This window comes from Streptomyces sp. NPDC048211 (genome assembly GCF_043202315.1).
Lineage (GTDB): Bacteria > Actinomycetota > Actinomycetes > Streptomycetales > Streptomycetaceae > Streptomyces.
Map to the genome: position 1 here is coordinate 464,857 of NZ_JBIDAD010000001.1, position 17,403 is coordinate 482,259.

21 protein-coding genes are annotated in these 17,403 nt (G+C 70.9%); 7 read left to right on the forward strand and 14 right to left on the reverse strand.

Features of this window, described 5'->3' with window-relative positions; translation table 11 throughout:
- The first annotated feature begins 108 nt into the window (after positions 1–108).
- From ACGFZA_RS02155 to ACGFZA_RS02165, 3 genes are all read left to right on the forward strand, one after another.
- Positions 109–1,386: a thymidine phosphorylase gene (locus tag ACGFZA_RS02155; protein ID WP_393676546.1), complete on the forward strand. Its 1,278-nt coding sequence runs from the start codon at positions 109–111 to the stop codon at positions 1,384–1,386.
- Between the two features lie 98 nt (positions 1,387–1,484).
- A complete protein-coding gene (locus ACGFZA_RS02160; protein ID WP_385284883.1) occupies positions 1,485–2,075 on the forward strand; it encodes a Uma2 family endonuclease in 591 nt (196 codons plus the stop codon).
- 18 nt (positions 2,076–2,093) lie between these two features.
- Positions 2,094–2,450: an STAS domain-containing protein gene (locus ACGFZA_RS02165; RefSeq protein ID WP_385284885.1), complete on the forward strand. Its 357-nt coding sequence runs from the start codon at positions 2,094–2,096 to the stop codon at positions 2,448–2,450.
- A 97-nt stretch (positions 2,451–2,547) separates the two neighbouring features.
- On the opposite strand, the gene ACGFZA_RS02170 is transcribed toward ACGFZA_RS02165, so the two are convergent.
- The 4 genes from ACGFZA_RS02170 to ACGFZA_RS02185 all read right to left on the reverse strand — a co-directional run bounded on the left by ACGFZA_RS02170 (position 2,548) and on the right by ACGFZA_RS02185 (position 6,083).
- A complete protein-coding gene (locus ACGFZA_RS02170) occupies positions 2,548–2,868 on the reverse strand; it encodes a hypothetical protein (protein WP_393676549.1) in 321 nt (106 codons plus the stop codon).
- Positions 2,865–3,866 (reverse strand): sigma-70 family RNA polymerase sigma factor, encoded by a 1,002-nt coding sequence (locus tag ACGFZA_RS02175; RefSeq protein ID WP_393676551.1) that lies wholly within the window; start codon positions 3,864–3,866, stop codon positions 2,865–2,867. Before ACGFZA_RS02175 ends, ACGFZA_RS02170 begins: the two co-directional genes overlap by 4 nt.
- 99 nt (positions 3,867–3,965) lie before the next feature.
- Positions 3,966–4,682, reverse strand: a complete 717-nt coding sequence (locus ACGFZA_RS02180; protein ID WP_393676553.1) for a L,D-transpeptidase family protein — start codon at positions 4,680–4,682, stop codon at positions 3,966–3,968.
- Between the two features lie 87 nt (positions 4,683–4,769).
- Positions 4,770–6,083 (reverse strand): MFS transporter, encoded by a 1,314-nt coding sequence (locus ACGFZA_RS02185; RefSeq protein WP_393676555.1) that lies wholly within the window; start codon positions 6,081–6,083, stop codon positions 4,770–4,772.
- A gap of 62 nt (positions 6,084–6,145) precedes the next feature.
- On the opposite strand from ACGFZA_RS02185, the gene ACGFZA_RS02190 reads away from it, so the two are divergent.
- The gene (locus ACGFZA_RS02190) at positions 6,146–7,099 is read left to right on the forward strand and encodes a LysR family transcriptional regulator (RefSeq protein ID WP_385287872.1); all 954 of its coding nucleotides are present in this window, start codon (positions 6,146–6,148) and stop codon (positions 7,097–7,099) included.
- A gap of 4 nt (positions 7,100–7,103) precedes the next feature.
- Here ACGFZA_RS02190 and ACGFZA_RS02195 read toward each other — a convergent pair whose 3' ends face one another.
- The 4 genes from ACGFZA_RS02195 to ACGFZA_RS02210 all read right to left on the reverse strand — a co-directional run bounded on the left by ACGFZA_RS02195 (position 7,104) and on the right by ACGFZA_RS02210 (position 9,868).
- Positions 7,104–7,298, reverse strand: coding sequence for a DUF397 domain-containing protein (locus ACGFZA_RS02195; protein ID WP_393676557.1), 195 nt, complete (start codon positions 7,296–7,298; stop codon positions 7,104–7,106).
- Positions 7,295–8,143, reverse strand: a complete 849-nt coding sequence (locus tag ACGFZA_RS02200; protein WP_393676559.1) for a helix-turn-helix domain-containing protein — start codon at positions 8,141–8,143, stop codon at positions 7,295–7,297. The genes ACGFZA_RS02195 and ACGFZA_RS02200 overlap by 4 nt, the downstream gene beginning before the upstream one ends.
- Before the next feature lie 129 nt (positions 8,144–8,272).
- Positions 8,273–9,091, reverse strand: a complete 819-nt coding sequence (locus ACGFZA_RS02205; RefSeq protein ID WP_393676561.1) for an alpha/beta fold hydrolase — start codon at positions 9,089–9,091, stop codon at positions 8,273–8,275.
- 105 nt (positions 9,092–9,196) lie between these two features.
- Positions 9,197–9,868: a DUF4097 family beta strand repeat-containing protein gene (locus tag ACGFZA_RS02210; RefSeq protein ID WP_393676563.1), complete on the reverse strand. Its 672-nt coding sequence runs from the start codon at positions 9,866–9,868 to the stop codon at positions 9,197–9,199.
- A gap of 223 nt (positions 9,869–10,091) precedes the next feature.
- Between ACGFZA_RS02210 and ACGFZA_RS02215 the strand changes: the two genes are divergently transcribed.
- Complete coding sequence (locus ACGFZA_RS02215; protein ID WP_385287885.1) at positions 10,092–10,823, forward strand: helix-turn-helix domain-containing protein; 732 nt, start codon at positions 10,092–10,094, stop codon at positions 10,821–10,823.
- A gap of 66 nt (positions 10,824–10,889) precedes the next feature.
- Here ACGFZA_RS02215 and ACGFZA_RS02220 read toward each other — a convergent pair whose 3' ends face one another.
- A complete protein-coding gene (locus ACGFZA_RS02220) occupies positions 10,890–11,651 on the reverse strand; it encodes an alpha/beta hydrolase (RefSeq protein ID WP_393676566.1) in 762 nt (253 codons plus the stop codon).
- 113 nt (positions 11,652–11,764) lie between these two features.
- On the opposite strand from ACGFZA_RS02220, the gene ACGFZA_RS02225 reads away from it, so the two are divergent.
- Both ACGFZA_RS02225 and ACGFZA_RS02230 read left to right on the forward strand, forming a co-directional pair.
- Positions 11,765–12,919 (forward strand): adenosine deaminase, encoded by a 1,155-nt coding sequence (locus tag ACGFZA_RS02225; protein WP_385287889.1) that lies wholly within the window; start codon positions 11,765–11,767, stop codon positions 12,917–12,919.
- A gap of 134 nt (positions 12,920–13,053) precedes the next feature.
- Positions 13,054–13,368 carry a hypothetical protein gene (locus ACGFZA_RS02230; RefSeq protein ID WP_385287892.1) on the forward strand — a complete coding sequence of 105 codons (315 nt, stop codon included), beginning with the start codon at positions 13,054–13,056 and terminating at the stop codon, positions 13,366–13,368.
- Between the two features lie 75 nt (positions 13,369–13,443).
- Here ACGFZA_RS02230 and ACGFZA_RS02235 read toward each other — a convergent pair whose 3' ends face one another.
- The 5 genes from ACGFZA_RS02235 to afsQ1 all read right to left on the reverse strand — a co-directional run bounded on the left by ACGFZA_RS02235 (position 13,444) and on the right by afsQ1 (position 17,307).
- Entirely contained in the window at positions 13,444–13,650 is a 207-nt protein-coding gene (locus ACGFZA_RS02235; RefSeq protein ID WP_385287895.1) for a PspC domain-containing protein, read from the reverse strand.
- Between the two features lie 92 nt (positions 13,651–13,742).
- Positions 13,743–14,291, reverse strand: a complete 549-nt coding sequence (locus ACGFZA_RS02240; RefSeq protein ID WP_385287898.1) for a VanZ family protein — start codon at positions 14,289–14,291, stop codon at positions 13,743–13,745.
- A 192-nt stretch (positions 14,292–14,483) separates the two neighbouring features.
- Complete coding sequence (locus tag ACGFZA_RS02245) at positions 14,484–15,098, reverse strand: hypothetical protein (protein ID WP_385287900.1); 615 nt, start codon at positions 15,096–15,098, stop codon at positions 14,484–14,486.
- Complete coding sequence (locus ACGFZA_RS02250; protein ID WP_393676570.1) at positions 15,095–16,633, reverse strand: ATP-binding protein; 1,539 nt, start codon at positions 16,631–16,633, stop codon at positions 15,095–15,097. Before ACGFZA_RS02250 ends, ACGFZA_RS02245 begins: the two co-directional genes overlap by 4 nt.
- Entirely contained in the window at positions 16,630–17,307 is a 678-nt protein-coding gene (gene afsQ1 / locus ACGFZA_RS02255) for a two-component system response regulator AfsQ1 (protein WP_026249390.1), read from the reverse strand. The genes ACGFZA_RS02250 and afsQ1 overlap by 4 nt, the downstream gene beginning before the upstream one ends.
- Positions 17,308–17,403: the final 96 nt, after the last annotated feature.

Below are 17,403 nucleotides of genomic sequence, written 5' to 3' on the forward strand. Positions count from 1 at the left end.
CACACCGCGGGCCCGTCCGGCGTCTCCCAGATCCTCTATGCGCGTAGAGTCAGTGGGACTCATGCGTGCTCATGCGTACGTACGTACCGGCCGGAAGGACTCCAGGACATGGACGCCATCTCCGTCATCCGCACCAAGCGGGACCGAGGCGAGCTGACCCCCGAGCAGATCGACTGGGTCATCGACGCGTACACCCGCGGCGAGGTCGCCGACGAGCAGATGTCCGCACTGGCCATGGCGATCCTGCTGAACGGCATGAACCGCACGGAGATCGCCCGCTGGACCGCCGCCATGATCGACTCCGGCGAGCGGATGAACTTCGACGCGCTCTCCCGCCCCACCACCGACAAGCACTCCACCGGGGGCGTCGGCGACAAGATCACCCTGCCTCTCGCCCCGCTCGTCGCCGCCTGCGGCGCCGCCGTGCCGCAGCTCAGCGGCCGCGGCCTCGGCCACACCGGCGGCACGCTCGACAAGCTGGAGTCCATCCCCGGCTGGCGCGCGCACCTCTCCAACGCGGAGATGCTGAACGTCCTCGACACCACCGGCGCCGTCATCTGCGCGGCGGGTGACGGTCTCGCGCCCGCCGACAAGAAGCTGTACGCGCTCCGCGACGTCACCGGCACCGTCGAGGCCATCCCGCTCATCGCCAGCTCGATCATGTCCAAGAAGATCGCCGAGGGCACCGGCGCACTCGTCCTGGACGTCAAGGTCGGCTCCGGCGCCTTCATGAAGACCATCGAGGACGCCCGCGAACTGGCCTCCACCATGGTCGCGCTGGGCACCGACAGCGGCGTACGCACGGTCGCCCTCCTCACCGACATGGCCACCCCCCTCGGCCTCACCGCGGGCAACGCCCTGGAGGTCCGTGAATCGGTCGAGGTGCTGGCCGGCGGCGGTCCGCAGGACGTCATCGCCCTCACGCTGGCCCTCGCCCGCGAGATGCTGGACGCGGCCGGACTCAAGGACGCCGACCCGGAGAAGGCCCTCGCGGACGGCTCCGCGATGGACGTCTGGCGCCGGATGATCTCCGCCCAGGGCGGCGACCCGGACGCCACGCTCCCGGTCGCCCGCGAGCAGCACGTCGTCAGGGCCCTGTCCTCCGGCATCCTGACCCGCCTGGACGCCTACGACATCGGCGTCGCCGCCTGGCGCCTCGGCGCGGGCCGCGCCCGCAAGGAGGACCCGGTCCAGGCCGGCGCCGGCATCGAGCTGCACGCCAAGCCGGGCGACGAGGTGACGGCCGGACAGCCGCTGCTGACGCTGCACACCGACACCCCGGAGAAGTTCGAGTACGCGCTGAAGGCCCTGCCCGACGCGTACGACATCGCCCCGTCGGGCACCCCGTTCGCCGCCACCCCGGTGGTGCGGGAACGCATCGCCTGACCTGCGGTTTCCTCGTACGGGTGAACGGGACCGGTGGACTGCCGCCGGTCCCGTTCGGCATGCTGGACTCGGTGACGCACCGATAAGAGGAGACCGCCATGAGCGCACTCACCGTCGACCCCGCACCCGGCCACGGCCAGGACTGGGACGACCTCGTCCGGATCTGGGAGGAGACGGACGCGCCCGAGGGCTGCAAGGTGGAGATCATCGAGGGGATCGTCACTGTGTCGCCACCGCCGTCCAAGGACCACAACACCACGGCCGAACTGCTGCAGCGCAGGCTCTACACCGTCATTCCGGAGGACTGGGGGATCTACCAGACCCTCGGTGTCTCGGTGCCCGGCCGCGCGGGTCTCTACATCCCCGATCTCGTCGTCGTACCGCGCGCCATCGCCACCGGCCCCGGCAACCGTGTACCGGCCGAGGAGGCGCGGCTCGTCGTCGAGATCACCTCGCAGGCGAACGCCAACCACGACCGCATCGGCAAGGTGCACGGGTACGCGAAGGCCGGCGTCGAGCTCTTCCTGCTCCTCGACCCGTGGCACTCCGGCCGCCCCACGGCCACTCTGTACGGGGACCCGGCCGATGGCACGTACCGCGTGCTGGACACGGTCGAGTACGGCGGAAAGCTGTCGCTGCCCGAGCCGTTCGGGCTGGACCTGGATACGGGGATCTTCCCCGTGAGCTGAGAAGTACCGTGACGCGCGATGAGTTCCGGCCGCGGCGCCGGTCTCCTTGGTATGCATCCCCTGCCGCCGGCCGCTCTCGTCATCACCGGCCGCCTCACGCGCACCGGTGTCCCCCACCTGTGCGCCGAGCTCGAAGCGATCCTCGCCGCCTCAGAGGCCGCCGTGGTGGACTGCGACGTGGGCGGGGTCGTTCAGCCGGACGTGGCCTCGGTGGAGGCGATCGCGCGCCTGTCGCTGGTCGCACGCAGAGCGGGCGGCCGCCGGCTGCGGCTGCGCTCCACGCCCCCCGAACTCCAACTGCTGCTCGACCTGGTGGGGCTGGCCGACGTGGTGGGGCTGGCGGAGGCGGGGCGGGTGCCGGTCGTGGGCGAGTGAGCGGGGCCTGGGCGCAGGGGTGTTCGGGTGGCGGCGCCCGAGCCGAGGATGCAGCTCTCGCCGTACACGCGTGCGCGCCGTGCCGGCAGGATTCTGTTCACGGGCCCGTAGCGGCATTGCTTCGCGACCCCACGTTCAGGCAGGCCACTGCGACGACCTCGGACTGGTGTCCCTCGGCCCTAAGGGCTGTCCCGGGATACGGGATATCGCTGTGCGGATCGGCGCAGATCGCCTCCCGCCACAGGCGCAGCCGCTCGGCCTCCTCGGCGGGGTCGGTCGTGGGCGACGCACGCGGGACAGCACGGGAAGCGGGCCCGCTGGTCGCCGCCGGCTCTCCCAGCCACTTCGTGGTGCCCCAGCCGATGGCCGCCAGCACCACCCACGCCGCCACCAGCCCCCGCACCGCGCGCCGCGTCACGCGGCATCGGCGTCCAGATGATCGGGCAGCCCGAACAGCGGGAACCAGCGCGGGGTGTCCAGGAAGCAGTGCATCCCCGTGATCGCCCCGTCCTGGATGTCGATGACCTGCACGGCCCACGGCACGAAGCCGGGCCCGTCCGGGTTCGGCTTGTAGTGCGCGAACGCGGGGGTGCCGTTCGCGGACGTGGCGATCAGCCGGGAGCCGGCGCAGCTCGCGCCGATGGACGTCATGAAACCGGCGATGTCGTCGTGCCCCTGCAGCCAGAGATCGAACGGCGGCATGGTCATGACGGCGTCCTCATGGAGGAGCGCTGTCAGCGCCTTCATGTCGTAGCCCTCGAACGCCGCCACATACCGATCGAGCAGCTTGCGCTGCTCCTCGTCGAGCGGGTCCGCCGCGTCGGCGGTCGCGGCATCGCCCTGGTGATCGGTGAGCGTGGCCCGCGCCCGCTGGAGCGCGCTGTTCACCGAGGCGACCGAGGTGTCGAGCAGCTCGGCGACCTCGCTCGCCTTCCACGCGAGCACCTCGCGCAGGATCAGCACCGCCCGCTGCTTCGGCGGCAGATGCTGGAGCGCGGCGACGAACGCGAGCCGTACCGACTCACGCGCGACGGCGGCCTCCGCCGGGTCCGCGACCGACGGCAGGATCCGGCCGTCCGGCATCGGCTCCAGCCAGGTGTTCTCCGGCAGTGGGTTGAGCGCGGCCTGCGCGAGCGGCGTCGGCCCGGACAGATCGACGGGCCTGGCCCGCTTGTTGCCCGCGTTGAGCATGTCGAGACAGACGTTCGTCGCGATGCGGTAGAGCCAGGACCGCAGCGACGAACGTCCCTCGAACTTCTCGATGTTGCGCCACGCGCGCACCAGGGTGTCCTGGACCGCGTCCTCCGCCTCGAAGGCCGAGCCGAGCATCCGGTAGCAGTAGCCGGTCAGCTCGACCCGGTGTCCCTCCAGACGACTGTCGATATCGGTCGACGTCGTTGCCGTCAGATCAGTCATCGCTCTCGCTCACCCCTGTCGCGCTGTGACACCGCTCACTTCAGCTCTTCGGAAGCTATCGCAGTGCACTGACAACGGGGGCGGGAAGAGCAGAAGCGGTCACGTCCCGAGCTTGCGCCCGTACACGTACACGTCGTCGCCGTTCTTCAACAGGTTCCAGTATGACTTCGCGTCGGCGGTGCGCATGTTGACGCAACCGTGCGAGCCCGGCGGGTTCCACATCTTCACGCCCACCGCGTGGAAGGCCTGCCCGCCGTCGAAGAACTGGGAGTACGGCATCGCCACGTTGTAGATGGTGGAGACGTGGTTCTTGTGCTTCCAGTAGATCTTCTTCGCCCCGGTCCGGGTCTCGTACCCGTCCCGCCCGGTCCGCACCGGCACCGGCCCGAACTTCAGCTTGCTGCCGTCCTGGATCCAGGTGATCTGCCGGGTCAGGTCGACGCACGCGATGCGCCCCTTGTTCGTGGGGCACTTCTTGGCCTTGTTCGGGGTCTTCCCGGCCGCCTTCTGCGCGGTGAGCGTCTGCATGGTGCGCCAGGTGATGGGCCCCGCGTAACCGAGGGTCGGCGTGACCCCGTAAGTGCTCTGGAAGGACCGGATCGCCTTGCAGTCGGCGGCCGACTGCTTGCCGTCCACCTTCAGGTGCAGGTACTTCTCGGCCTGCTTCTGGTACGGCCCCTTGGACGCGGTGCAGGACGCCGCCTGGGCGGTGCCGCCGGTGCCGAGGACGAACGCCGGTATCGCGGTCAGACCGGCGACGGCCAGTGCGAGACCGCGCCGTGTCCGTACGCTCCGCAAGTTCCCCGTGACTCTCATGTGAACCCCAACTCCCCTTCGCGCGCAGTGCGGTGCTTCCGCCTGCTAGACGCGCGTCGGGGAGTGGTTGGTTGTGCGTCGAATGTCTCAGTTCTGTACGGAGACCACGGTGCTCGGCCGCAGCCGCTCGGCACGCGCCGCCCGCGACCCGTACAGCGTGATCGAGACGACACCGAGCACCGCGAGCAGTCCCAGCGCCACCGTGCCCGCCCAGCCGCCTGCGTGGAAGGCGACCGCGCCGAGCGTGCCGCCCGCGCTGGAACCCAGGTAGTACGCCGACTGGTAGAGCGCCGACGCCTGGGCCCGGCCCTTCGTCGCCGTGCGGCTCACGGAGGAGGAGGCGACCGCGTGCCCGGCGAAGAAGCCGGCCGTGATCAGGACCAGGCCGACGAGGACGGCGGCCAGGTGGTCGGCGAGCGAGAGCAGCAGACCGGCGGCCGTGGTGGAGACGGCGAGGTAGAGCGCACCCCGGCGCCCCAGCCGGGCGACGAGCCGCCCCGCCGTGGCGGAGGACACCGTGCCGACCAGGTAGACGAGGAAGATCGAACCGACGACACCCTGCGGGAGGCTGAACGGCGCCTCGACCAGCCGGTACCCGATCACCGTGTAGACCGCGCCGAACACCGTCATGAACAGCGCGCCGATCGCGTACAGCCGACGCAGCAGCGGATTGGCGAGGTGCCCGCCGACCGTCTTGGCCAGCGCCCTCGGGTTCAGCGAACCGGGGGTGAAGTGCCGGGCCCGGGGGATCATGAAGTGGAAGACCACCGCGCAGGCCACGGCCAGCAGCCCGACCGCTCCCAGTGCCGCCCGCCAGCCCCACGCCTGGGCGATCCAGCCGGTGAGGATCCGTCCGCTCATCCCGCCGATGCTGTTACCGGCCACGAACAGCCCGATCGCCGCGACGAGCGCCTTCGGCCGGACCTCCTCCGCCAGGTACGCCATCGCGGAGGCGGGCAGACCGGCGAGCGCGGCGCCCTGGACGGCACGCAGCGCGATCAGCCAGCCCAGCGAGGGAGCGAACGGCACGAACAGCCCCACGGTCACCGCGACCACCAGCGAGGCGGTCATCATCTGCCGCCGCCCGAACCGCTCGGACAGCGCGCTCATCGGCAGCACACACAGCGCCAGCGCACCCGTCGCGGCGGACACCGTCCAGCTCGCCTGCCCGGCCGTGGCGCCGAAGGACGCGGAGACGGCGGGCAGCAGGGCCTGGGTGGAGTAGAGGAGTGCGAACGTCGCCACACCGGCGGCGAAGAGCGCGAAGCTCATCCGTCGATATCCGGGGCGACCGGGTTCGAGCCGGTCCGACGCGACGGCGGGAACGGTTGTGGCGACGGGGGACGACTGGGGCGAGGCGGCCACGACGACGGTGGACGCCCCGGTACTGGCAGGAGGCATGCCACGAACGTATGCCGACGCCTTTCATGCGTCCAATGCACAAACACGCGATAATCAATCCCATGGCGCATCAGTACAGCTCACAGCCTCGGCTGTCACCAAGCAGTTACGAAGAAGACATTCGAGCGGTGCTCGCGCCGCGCCTCGCGTACTTCGAGGCGGTCGCCCGTCACGAGCACGTCACCCGCGCCGCGCACGAGCTGGGCGTCCCGCAGTCCACGCTCTCCCGGGCCATGGTCCGGCTGGAACAGGACCTGGGCGTCGCCCTGTTCGCCCGCAAGGGCCGCACCGTCTCCCTCACCCCCGCGGGCCGCACCTTCCTCGGCTCGGCGGAGCGGGCGCTGGAGGAGGTGGAGAAGGCCGCCGACTCGGTACGCGCCGACGCCGACCCCACCTCCGGCAAGGTCGCCTTCGGCTTCCTCCACACCATGGGATCGGAAACCGTCCCCGCGCTCATCCGCGCCTTCCGCGTCGACCATCCCCGGGTCCGCTTCCAGCTCGTCCAGAACTACGGCGAGGCCATGCTCGAACGCCTCCGCGCGGGCGGCCTGGACCTCTGCCTCACCTCACCGGTCCCGGACGCCCCGGACCTCGTCGCCCGCCGCCTGGACGAACAGCGGCTGCGCCTGGTCGTCCCCGAGGACCACCGCCTGGCCGGCCGCCGGCGCGTCCGCCTGGCGGAGGCCGCCGACGAAACCTTCGTCACCCTGGAGCCGGGCTACGGTCTGCGCCGCATCACGGACGACCTCTGCACGGAGGCGGGCTTCGTCCCGCGCGTCGCGTTCGAGGGCGAGGAGGCGGAGACCCTGCGCGGCCTGGTCGCGGCCGGCCTGGGCGTGGCCCTGCTGCCGCCCCCGGCGGTGGCCCGCCCCGGGGTGGTGGAGCTGACGGTGACGGCACCGCGGGCCGCGCGGGAGATCGGCGTGGCCTGGCTGGACGGGCACCCGGACACCCCGCCGGTGGCGGCCTTCAAGAAGTTCCTGCTGTCGCGCCGGGGGAACCTGCTGCCGGACTGAGGGGTCAGGCGGCGGGGGCGGAGGCCGAGGCGTACGCGGTGAAGTCGGACCACGCGGTGGCGGAGACGGTGAACGGGCGGCGGGCGATGTCCTTGGAGTCGCGGACGTGGACGGCGCGGGGGTGCAGGGAGACCTCGATGCAGTTGTCGCCGCCGCTGCCGCTGTAACTGCTCTTGAACCAGGCCGGTTCGGTGTTCATAGCGCTCCTGGCATCTGCTTCAGCAGGCCCGCCGAGGCCTCGTGACTCAGCGCCTGTGAGCGCATCTTGCCATAGCGCTGGAGCATGGCACTGACCACTTTCGGGTCAGTGAGAAGAGTGCTGCTGTCGTGGCCTTCGACGTAGCCGAACCAGTTGTTCGAGGGAGTCTCGGCGAGGTACATCTGCCCGTCGATGCCGGAGTGATCAGGCTGCCTGAGCGGCATCACGAGCACCTCGACGTTGCGGCGTCCGCCCTCCGTCAACAGGTTGTCGATGAGCGTGGACGTGACCTGGGTGCCCCCTAACCGGCGCTCGATGACTGCTTGTTCGATGAGGAACGAGAACGATGTGTTGGGGCGTTCGGGCAGGAGCTCCTGTCGGGCCAGGCGCGCGGCCACCTGCTGCTCGAACTGATCCTCCGCGAGCGGTGGAAGCCGCCGGTCGAAGACGGCCCGGATATACCCCTCGGTCTGCAGCAGGCCCGGGACCCCACGGCAGTCGTACGCGTACAGCGTGATCGCTTCCTCCTCGATCCCCGCCCACTGCTGGAACCAGGAGGCCAGGCCCGCCCTCCTGCGCAGGCTTCGCGCGGCAGCGCCCAGGACCTTGCCCGCGACCGGCCCGAGAGCTTCCGCCGCCTTCTCCGGGAGGCTCGCGGGCGGGAATCGCTTGCCCTGCTCGATCTTGGCGATGTAGGCGGGCGAGTACTGCACGCGGGGCGCGAAGTCCTCCTGGGTGAGGCCGGCGGCCTCGCGCAGGGCTTTCAGGACCGCCCCGAATGTCCTCAGGCTGTCGGACAGCTCGGACTCGCTGTTCGCCGTGGCGCCCTCGTGGTCTGCCGTCATCGCCGCCCCGTCTTCCGCGCATCGATCAACGCGCCCATGATCACGGACGGTTACTCAATCCGTCCAGAGCGTCAACCCGTACAGGCGGATCTGTACCGGTGTCCGCCCGCAAGGGCCCCGGGCGGGCCTTCAGCGCAGGCCCCGGTCCGGGGCGGTGACCTCGCGTACCGCCTCGGCGACGGCCAGGAAGTCCTTCTTCAGGATCGCGTCGTGGTTGCTGGCGACCTTCGCGCTGATCTTGATGTGGGCGTTGCGGGCGACCACGCCGTCGAGGCTGGCGCGGATGAGCTCTTGTTCGTCGCCCTTGCTTCCGAGGGAGTTGCCCGACGCGACCACGTAGCGCGCCGGGACGGTGATGCTGTCCAGGACGGGGCCCAGTTCGCGCTCCCGGGCGAGCTTGCCGAGTTCGATGTTGCAGTCCGCCATCTGGTCGGCGTTCATGCGCGGGGTCAGGCCCGTCGGGCGCAGCAGCGGCATGAAGAGGTTCAGCCGGCGGAAGGTCTTGCGGATGCGCTGTTCCATGGCGTCGTCCAGCCAGTCGTGCGGCTGGGCGCCTTCGACCATGACGGCGCCCAGGGCGCGGTCGGGGTTGCGGGCGGCCCAGTGGGCTGCGACGAACGCCCCGTAGGACCAGCCGACCACGAGCGCGCGGTCGACGCCTCTGGCGGCGAGGACGGCGTCGACGTCCCGGACGGCGGCCTCGAAGGAGTAGTCCGCGGAGCGCTTCGACTTCTTGCCGCGGGCCCGCTCGTCGTAGGTGATGTGCCGCCACTGCGGGCCCAGTTCGGCGATGACCCGCCGCCAGTAGCCCTGGGTGGCGAACTGGCCGTTGAGGTAGATCACGGGGATTCCGGAGCCGCCGGTGTCCGTCACGGCCAGGGCCGTGTCGTCGACCGGCACCATGCCGGTCCACGTCGAACCGGTCGAGGAAGGGCTGTTCTTCGTCATGTGGTTCTCCTGGTCGTGTGGGGCGGGGTGTTCGGTGCGGGTCCTGAGGGCCCCGGCGGTGGATCGCGGGCCACGTGGAGCCGGGTGGCCGCGCCGCCGGGGTCCTTACAGGCTGCGGGCGGTGATGTCGCCGTGGTCGGTGGTGGCCCGGATGTTCAGGCCGGCCGCGGCGCCCTCGGTGTTGTTCAGGGTGTTGTTGACCCGGCCGTAGCCGGTGCCGGCGTCCAGGGTGGCGGAGACGCCGCGGGCGGCGCCGACCGTCACGTCGCCTGTCCGGGTGCGGAGCACGAGCGTGCCGGCGGTGGCCTCGGTGACGTGGACGTTGCCCTGCTGGGTGCTGATCTCCGAGGCGCCGGTGAGGCGGCCGACCGTGACGTCGGCGGCGTGGGCGGTGACGTGCACGCTCGCGGCCTCGTCGATCTTGACCGAGCCGTGCGCGCCCTCGCAGGTGACGTCGCCGAGCCGTCCGACGCCGCGGAACCCGGCGCCGGCCGACTTCGTCTCGACGCGGGAGCCGGCGGGCAGCTGGACGGTCACCTCGATGGATCCGGATGCGCCGAGGATCTGGTTCTTCTCGGCCGGGCCCTGGATCCGCAGGATGCCGTCGGCGTACTCGACCGTGGTCTGCTCCGCGGCCTTCACGTCGCGGCCCTTGGAGGCGTCGGCGGGCAGGACCGTGACGGTGGTGTCGGCCCGGTCGGCGGCGATGACCTGGATGCGTCCGGCGGTGACGTCCATCAGGGCGGAGATGGTGGCGGGGGTGTCGAACTTCTGCATGGTGTTCTCCTTGTGTGCGTTCGTTTCTTACAACGGAAAAGCTACGTTGCGTTCGAGGATGTGGCAACGACGTTGTTGCACTCAACTGCCGTAAGTGCAGGTGAAGATAGGGATTTCATTGCAATGGAGATGGAGCTAATGCAATGAATGCCTGGCCGGTCGTTGCATTGGGGTGAGAGCGAACGCTACGCTGGCGCCCCTACGGACGACGAAGGGGGCCGCGATGCCAGGAGGCAGACTCACCCAGCAGGAACGCCAGCAGATCGCCCTGGGGCTGGCCGACGACCTCGCCTACGCGGAGATCGCCCGACGCCTCGACCGCCCCACCTCGACCATCACGCGTGAGGTGATGCGCAACGGCGGCCCCGCCGGCTACCGCGCCGACCTGGCCCACCGGGCCACCGAACGCCGCGCCCACCGGCGCAAGCAGGCCCCGTCCCCGGGGCAGGGGGCGCCGGTTCCGGCCGACGGGCGCGACGACGAGGCCGTGCGCGCGTACGAGGAGGCGTTCACCACCCTCCTGATGCATCAGGGGCTGCCCAGGATGGCGGCGCGGGTGCTGACCTGCCTGTTCATCGCCGACGCGGGCAGCCTCACCGCGTCCGAACTCGTCCAGCGCCTCCAGGTCAGCCCGGCATCCGTCTCCAAGGCGATCGGGTTCCTCGAAGGCCAGGGGCTCATCCTGCGCAAGCGCGACGAACGCCGCCGCGAGCGGTACTTCGTCGACGACGACGTCTGGTACCGGTCGACGGTCGCCAGCGCCCAGGGCACCGCCCTGATAGCCGAGACCGCGCGGCAGGGCGTCGGCGTCCTCGGCCGGGACAGCCCCGCCGCCGCCCGCCTCGAAAACATCGCGCGCTTCAGCGACTTCATCAGCGAGAGCATTCTGCGCGCCGCGGAGCAGGTCCGCGAGATCCTGCACGCGAAACCCGAACCGGACGCGGACCGCGGTTAGGTGCCCACCGCCCGGCGGGTGACCTCATCGGGCGGGGGGCGGCGGCCCGGGCGCCGGGCCCGCCGTTCAGTGCCCCAGCGACTTCCCGAACCCCGCCGCCAACGGCATCCGCAGCCCCAGCGGCGGCGGGGCCGCCAGTGCGTCGGCGACCGGGCGGGCGTAGGAGTGGGCGAAGAGGGAGCCGCGGACGAAGTCCGCTGCCAGGGCGGCCACTTCGGCGTGGTGCTGGCGCAGCGCATGGCCGTCCGAGTGGACCTCGAAGCGGCAGGTGTCGCGGTTGGACTTCTTGGCGCGTTCGGCCAGTCGGAAGGAGAGCTCCGGGTCGGAGCGGGCGTCGTTCGTGCCGTGGACGAGCAGGACCTGACGGCCGACCAGGTGTTTCACGGGTTCCGGTTCGGCCTCCGGGTCGCCCGGCAGCCAGGGGGCCAGGGCGAGGACCGAGGTGACGGCCGGGTGGCCGCCCGCGCGGAGTGCCGCGCGGCCGCCCATGCCGTGGCCGGCCAGGCAGACCGGGATGTCGCCGTAGCGGCGTACGGCTTCGTCCACCGCCCATTCGGCGTCCGCCGCGAGGTGGGCGTCCGTGGTGTTCCAGCCGCGGCAGCGGTAGTGCACGACGTGGGCGGCGAGGCCGTCGTCGCCGCCCGCGCGGGCCAGGGAGCGGGCCAGGGGCAGCTGGAGGGCGTACGAGAGGGAGGAGGGGCGGCGGTGCGAGTAGGGCTCGCCGTCCGGGAGCAGCAGGACCACGCCGCTGACCGTGGTGGATTCTCCGGCCGTCCTGACGGCCCGTCCCAGCCTTGCAGCAGGCAGGGGGAGTGCGCGCTGTGCCATGACGTAACAGTGTCAGAAGGGCAGGTGTACGCCACCCGTATTCGCGGTCTCTGTTACGTATCGGCGAGCCGTTCCCAGCGGCGCTCTACGCGCGTAGGCGCTAGAGTGCGTGAATGATGAGCCCGACCCTCAATGTGCCCGGCCAGGATCAGATCCGGCGTGCCCCCAAGGTCCTTCTCCACGACCACCTCGACGGCGGCCTGCGCCCCGGGACGATCGTCGAACTCGCCGCCGCGAACGGATACGACGGACTTCCGGAGACCGACCCCGACAAGCTCGGCATCTGGTTCAGGGAAGCCGCCGACTCCGGATCGCTGGAGCGGTACCTGGAGACGTTCGCCCACACCTGCGCCGTCATGCAGACGCGTGACGCGCTGGTCAGGGTCGCCGCCGAGTGCGCCGAGGACCTCGCCGCGGACGGCGTCGTCTACGCGGAGATCCGGTACGCGCCCGAGCAGCACCTCGAAGCCGGCCTGAGCCTCGAAGAGGTCGTCGAGGCGGTCAACGAGGGCTTCCGCGAGGGTGAACGCCGGGCGCGCCGGGACGGCAACCGGATCAGGGTGGGCGCGCTGCTCACCGCGATGCGGCACGCCGCGCGTTCGCTGGAGATCGCGGAGCTGGCCAACCGCTACCGCGAGCAGGGCGTCGTCGGCTTCGACATCGCCGGTGCGGAGGCGGGCTTCCCGCCCACCCGGCACCTCGACGCCTTCGAGTACCTCAAGCGCGAGAACAACCACTTCACCATCCACGCGGGCGAGGCATTCGGCCTCCCGTCGATCTGGCAGGCCATCCAGTGGTGCGGCGCCGACCGGCTCGGTCACGGCGTCCGCATCATCGACGACATCGAGGTCGCGGAGGACGGCAGCGTGAAGCTCGGCCGCCTCGCGTCCTACGTACGGGACAAGCGCATCCCGCTGGAGCTCTGCCCGACCTCCAACCTGCAGACCGGTGCCGCGGCCTCGTACGCCGAGCACCCGATCGGACTGCTGCGCCGGCTCCACTTCCGTGCCACCGTGAACACGGACAACCGGCTGATGAGCGGTACGAGCATGAGCCGGGAATTCGAGAAGCTGACCGAGACCTTCGGATACACGCTCGATGACATGCAGTGGTTCACCGTCAATGCGATGAAATCAGCATTCATTCCTTTCGATGAACGTCTGGCGATGATCAGTGACGTCATCAAGCCCGGCTATGCCGAGCTGAAGTCCGAATGGCTCTTCGAGCAGACCGCTGCGACCAGCGTGTCTACCTCGGTCGCCGGCTGACCGGCCGCCTTCGGAAAACGGCCGGGAACGTGATTCCCGGCCGTTTTCCGCGTTTTTCCATGTTTGCGGGACGGGCAGGGGGCTGACTACGTTCAAGAGCCGCTCACATCCCCTTCCCCAAGGATGAATTTCACATGAAGCAGTCTGCTGCCAGGACTCTCGGCGTCGCCGCTCTCGGTGCCGCTTTCGCCGCTGCCGCCGCCGGCACCGCGTCGGCCTCCGCGCTGCCGCTGGACACCGCGACCAGCGTCCTGCCCGTCGCCGGCGCGCTGGCGAACGCCACGTCGACCCTGCCGGTCCAGGACACCGCCACCGAGCTTCTCGGCACCAGCCAGACGAAGGTCCTGGGCGACGTCGCCGCCCCGGCCAAGGGCCTCCTCGGAGGCATGCCCGCCGGTGGTCTGACCACCAGCGGCCTGTCGGCCAACGGCCTGCCGCTCGGCCGCTGACGCACGGCTTCGCACCTGTCTGTGGGCGGGCACCCGTTACCGGGTGCCCGCCCACAGGTGTACGTACGGGAACGGCTACCAGGCAGTCGCGGTGGACGACGTCCTCTCCTCGGGGAGCAGCAGCCACAGCGCCAGGTAGAGCAGGAACTGCGGGCCCGGCAGCAGGCACGAGACGACGAAGACGACGCGCATGGTCCTCGCGGAGGTGCCGAAGCGCCGTGCCAGCGCCGCGCACACTCCGCCGAGCATGCGTCCGTCACGGGGGCGGGCAAGTGCGGCCATGGTGGGCTCCTTCGCGAACCGTTGCGGAGGGAGCGGTCCGTCGCGCTCCCGATGTATCCAGGATGGCGCGCGCCACGCGGTGAGGCGTCGCTCTACGGGGCGATGCCGACCCTGGAAATCGTCGGGGTCGATCCCTGAGAGACCTCACGGCCGGCGGGCGGAAGCACCTGGATCCGCCGCTGCTTGTGGCGGCGCAGCCGCGCCCGCCAGGCCGGGACGACCAGGACGTGGGCGAGCGCGACGCCGATGGTGTTCAGCATCAGCGAGTCCACGTCGACGACCTGGCCGGGCACCCCGGTCTGGCCCAGTTCGATGGCCAGCGAGATCAGCGCCCCGGCGGCGACGGTACGGGTCAGTGAGGCCCACGGCGAGACGAAGAGCCGGCCCCCGGCGAGCGGCAGCAGGACGCCCAGGGGTGCCAGCAGCAGGAGTTCCTTGCCGATGTGACGGGCGGCGGCGGCCGGGCCGAGAGAGAGGTCGGCCTTGATGCCGGCGAAGGGCTGGAGGTTGGCGGCGGTCATCCACGGCACGTCCAGCGGGCGCAGGGTCAGCCACCCGACGAGCAGCAGATGCGCGAGGAGCAGCGACACTCCGACCGCGCGGAAGCGGATGACGGCTTGGCCGCCCGAACCTTGACGCACGCCACCCAAGACGCGGGCGGCGGCAGGATCGGTTCCGCTCAGGTGGGGGAGACCTGGCTCACCCCGTTCCGGAACCCCGTGGCGCACGCCCGGACCGGTCCCGCCCGGGGCGGCCGAGGCGCCCGGGGCGGTCGGGACGGGCTGGTACCGGTGCCGATCAGGCGGCCGGGACACGCCCGGACCGGTCCCCGCTCAGGAGAGCCGGGCCGTGCCCGTCGTCGGTACGGCCTTCGGGCTGGCCTTCGTCTCCGTGGTGCACAGATAGGCGCGCGGGGCGTAGCTGCCCGGGCCGCCGAGCGTCACCGAGCCGTCGGGGACGAGCGACTCGCTCTCGGCATACGTACAGACGATCTGCGCCAGCGCCTCGGACGGCAGGTCCTCCGGCTGCTCGCTGAGGCGCAGCGTGCCCTTCGGGTCGCCCGCGCGGGGGCCGCCGATCCGGAGCGCCACGGGGACGTGCGTGGAGAAGCCCGCCTGCCGCTCGGCGGCGGGCGGTTCCTGGCGCAGTTCGTCCAGGAGGGCGCGGGCGATGCGGAGCCGGTCCGACGCCGACTCCTGGACCTGGACGGTGCGGTCCACGGTGACCAGTTCCGAGGCGCAGACCAGATAGACCTGCACGGGGATGCCCTGCTGGGCCTGGGTGGTGATGTCCTCCGCCGGCATCGTGCACGGAACCATGGACGGGGCCGGGCCGGCGTCGACGGGGACCGAGGTGGTCCTGATCCCGCAGCCCGCGGCCAGTACGGCGCAGAGCGCGGCACCGGCCAGGGCTGCGGCGGGGCGGCGGCCCCGGCGTTCGCGTGTCACGTCGCGTCGTCCTCCTCGTCCGGGATCTCGGCGCCGTGACCCTCGGTGGTGGCGTCCAGTGCCTCGGCGTCGCGCGGCAGGCGCAGGACGAACACCGCGCCGTCCCCGTCCGGCGAGTTCGCGGCGGTGATGTCGCCGCCGTGGATGTGCGCGTTCTCCATGGCGATCGAGAGCCCCAGACCACTGCCCTCGGAACGGGGGCGGGAGGCGCTGGCCTTGTAGAAGCGGTCGAAGACGTGCGGCAGTACGTCCTCGGGGATGCCGGGGCCGTGGTCGCGCACCTCGATGACGAGGTCGTCGCCCTCGGTCCGTACCGCGACCCGTACCGGCGAACCGCCGTGCTTCAGCGCGTTGCCGATCAGGTTGGCCAGGATCACGTCCAGCCGGCGCGGATCGAGGCGGACCATCATGCCGCGCTCGGCGTCCAGGTCCACCGCGTCCAGCCAGGCGCGGGCGTCGATGCAGGCGGTCACCTGGTCGGCGACGTCGACGGTGTCGAGGACGAGACGGGCCGTGCCCGCGTCGAAGCGGGTGACCTCCATCAGGTTCTCCACCAGGTCGTTGAGGCGCCGGGTCTCGCTGACCACCAGGTGCACGGCGGGCGCGATCATCGGGTCGAGGCTGTCGGCCTCGTCCTCCAGCACCTCGGCGACGGCGGTGATCGCGGTGAGCGGGGTGCGCAGTTCGTGGGACATGTCGGCGACGAAGCGGCGGCTGGACTCCTCCCGCGCGCTCATGTCCGCGACCTTCTTCTCCAGCGAGCTCGCCGTTCTGTTGAACGTCCTGGAGAGATCGGCCAGTTCATCGGTGCCGGACACCACCAGCCGCGTGTCGAGCTTGCCTTCACCGAGCTTGCGGGCGGCGTCGCCGAGCCGCTGCACGGGACGCAGCACCGTCGTCGCCGCTGCCTGCGCGAGCAGTGCGGAGCCGACCAGGGCCAGCGCGGTGGCGATCCCCAGTGACCAGGCGAGGGAGTTGAGGTCCTGCCGTTCCTGGTCGAGGGACTTGAGCATGTAACCGGTCGGGCCGCCGCCGATGATCTTCGTGCCGGCCACGAGGTACGGGGTACCGCGGATGGATATCCGCTGCCAGAACAGGTGGTACTCGTACTTGTTGCCGTCCTTGACCGCCTGCTTCCTGTCGACCTGCTTGCGCAGCGACGCCGGTACGTTGTCCAGCGTGAAGGTGTCCAGGTCGGAGTTGCCGACGATCGGCTTGCCGGGGTCGCGCTCGTCGAGCAGCAGCACGCTGTAGCCGGGGCTGCTGCTCGCCATCTGCACGGCGGCGGTCTGCAGGTCCTCCTTGGTGGGGCGCAGCGGCAGCGAGGCCGCCCGGCTCTGCATCTCCTGGCGGAAGTCGCCGAGCGCGGAGTCCTGCGTACGGGTCAGCACCGCCTCGCGGTTCAGCCAGTACGCGATGCCGGACGCGGACACCGCGGCGGTCAGCGCGACCAGTGCGAACACGACGACGAGCCGGAGCCGCAGGCTGGTCCAGCGGAGCCCGGCGAGCAGGCCCCGCCGCACAGCCGTGCTCACTGCGGCGAGTCCAGCCGGTATCCCACGCCCCGCACGGTACGGATCAGGGTCGGCGAGGACGGTACGTCCTCCACCTTCGCGCGCAGCCGCTGGACGCAGGCGTCCACCAGACGGGAGTCACCGAGGTAGTCGTGCTCCCAGACCAGGCGCAGCAACTGCTGGCGGGACAGGGCCTGGCCCGGCCGGCGGCTCAGCTCCAGCAGGAGGCGCAGCTCGGTCGGCGTGAGCTGCAGGTCCTCCCCGTCCTTGGTCACGGTCATGGCCGAGCGGTCGATCACCACGTTGCCGAACGTGGCGGAGTCCGTGGACTCGCGCTCGCCGCGGCGCAGCACCGCGCGGATGCGGGCGTCGAGCACCCGCCCCTGCACGGGTTTCACCACATAGTCGTCGGCGCCGGACTCCAGTCCGACCACGACGTCGATGTCGTCGCTCCGTGCGGTCAGCAGAATGATCGGCAGCTGGTCGGTGCGCCGGATGCGCCGGCACACCTCGAAACCGTCGATCCCGGGCAGCATCACATCCAGCACGACCAGGTCGGGCCGCTGCTCGCGCAGCAGGTTGAGGCCGTCCTCTCCCGTCGCCGCGGTGGCCACACGGTGGCCCTGGCGTGACAGCGAGAGTTCGAGGGCCGTGCGGATGGCGTCGTCGTCCTCGATCAGCAACAGGAAAGGCACGCTGGTCATTCTGACCCATGGGGGAGCCCTAGTTCGACAGTTGGTCCCCTCTCATGCATCCGGCGGCCCCGAATCGTGCCCACGCCGGGCCCTGTG

What these genes read in the sequence shown, in the direction of transcription:
- ACGFZA_RS02200 (WP_393676559.1), bottom strand. Translation starts at nt 8,143, where the DNA reads ATGACGGCAGACCACGAGGGCGCCACGGCGAACAGCGAGTCCGAGCTG.
- ACGFZA_RS02195 (WP_393676557.1), bottom strand. Translation starts at nt 7,298, where the DNA reads ATGAACACCGAACCGGCCTGGTTCAAGAGCAGTTACAGCGGCAGCGGC.
- ACGFZA_RS02210 (WP_393676563.1), bottom strand. Translation starts at nt 9,868, where the DNA reads ATGCAGAAGTTCGACACCCCCGCCACCATCTCCGCCCTGATGGACGTC.
- ACGFZA_RS02215 (WP_385287885.1), top strand. Translation starts at nt 10,092, where the DNA reads ATGCCAGGAGGCAGACTCACCCAGCAGGAACGCCAGCAGATCGCCCTG.
- ACGFZA_RS02190 (WP_385287872.1), top strand. Translation starts at nt 6,146, where the DNA reads ATGGCGCATCAGTACAGCTCACAGCCTCGGCTGTCACCAAGCAGTTAC.
- ACGFZA_RS02185 (WP_393676555.1), bottom strand. Translation starts at nt 6,083, where the DNA reads ATGCCTCCTGCCAGTACCGGGGCGTCCACCGTCGTCGTGGCCGCCTCG.
- ACGFZA_RS02180 (WP_393676553.1), bottom strand. Translation starts at nt 4,682, where the DNA reads ATGAGAGTCACGGGGAACTTGCGGAGCGTACGGACACGGCGCGGTCTC.
- ACGFZA_RS02235 (WP_385287895.1), bottom strand. Translation starts at nt 13,650, where the DNA reads ATGGCCGCACTTGCCCGCCCCCGTGACGGACGCATGCTCGGCGGAGTG.
- ACGFZA_RS02205 (WP_393676561.1), bottom strand. Translation starts at nt 9,091, where the DNA reads ATGACGAAGAACAGCCCTTCCTCGACCGGTTCGACGTGGACCGGCATG.
- ACGFZA_RS02160 (WP_385284883.1), top strand. Translation starts at nt 1,485, where the DNA reads ATGAGCGCACTCACCGTCGACCCCGCACCCGGCCACGGCCAGGACTGG.
- ACGFZA_RS02165 (WP_385284885.1), top strand. Translation starts at nt 2,094, where the DNA reads ATGAGTTCCGGCCGCGGCGCCGGTCTCCTTGGTATGCATCCCCTGCCG.
- ACGFZA_RS02175 (WP_393676551.1), bottom strand. Translation starts at nt 3,866, where the DNA reads ATGACTGATCTGACGGCAACGACGTCGACCGATATCGACAGTCGTCTG.
- ACGFZA_RS02225 (WP_385287889.1), top strand. Translation starts at nt 11,765, where the DNA reads ATGATGAGCCCGACCCTCAATGTGCCCGGCCAGGATCAGATCCGGCGT.
- ACGFZA_RS02230 (WP_385287892.1), top strand. Translation starts at nt 13,054, where the DNA reads ATGAAGCAGTCTGCTGCCAGGACTCTCGGCGTCGCCGCTCTCGGTGCC.
- ACGFZA_RS02155 (WP_393676546.1), top strand. Translation starts at nt 109, where the DNA reads ATGGACGCCATCTCCGTCATCCGCACCAAGCGGGACCGAGGCGAGCTG.
- ACGFZA_RS02220 (WP_393676566.1), bottom strand. Translation starts at nt 11,651, where the DNA reads ATGGCACAGCGCGCACTCCCCCTGCCTGCTGCAAGGCTGGGACGGGCC.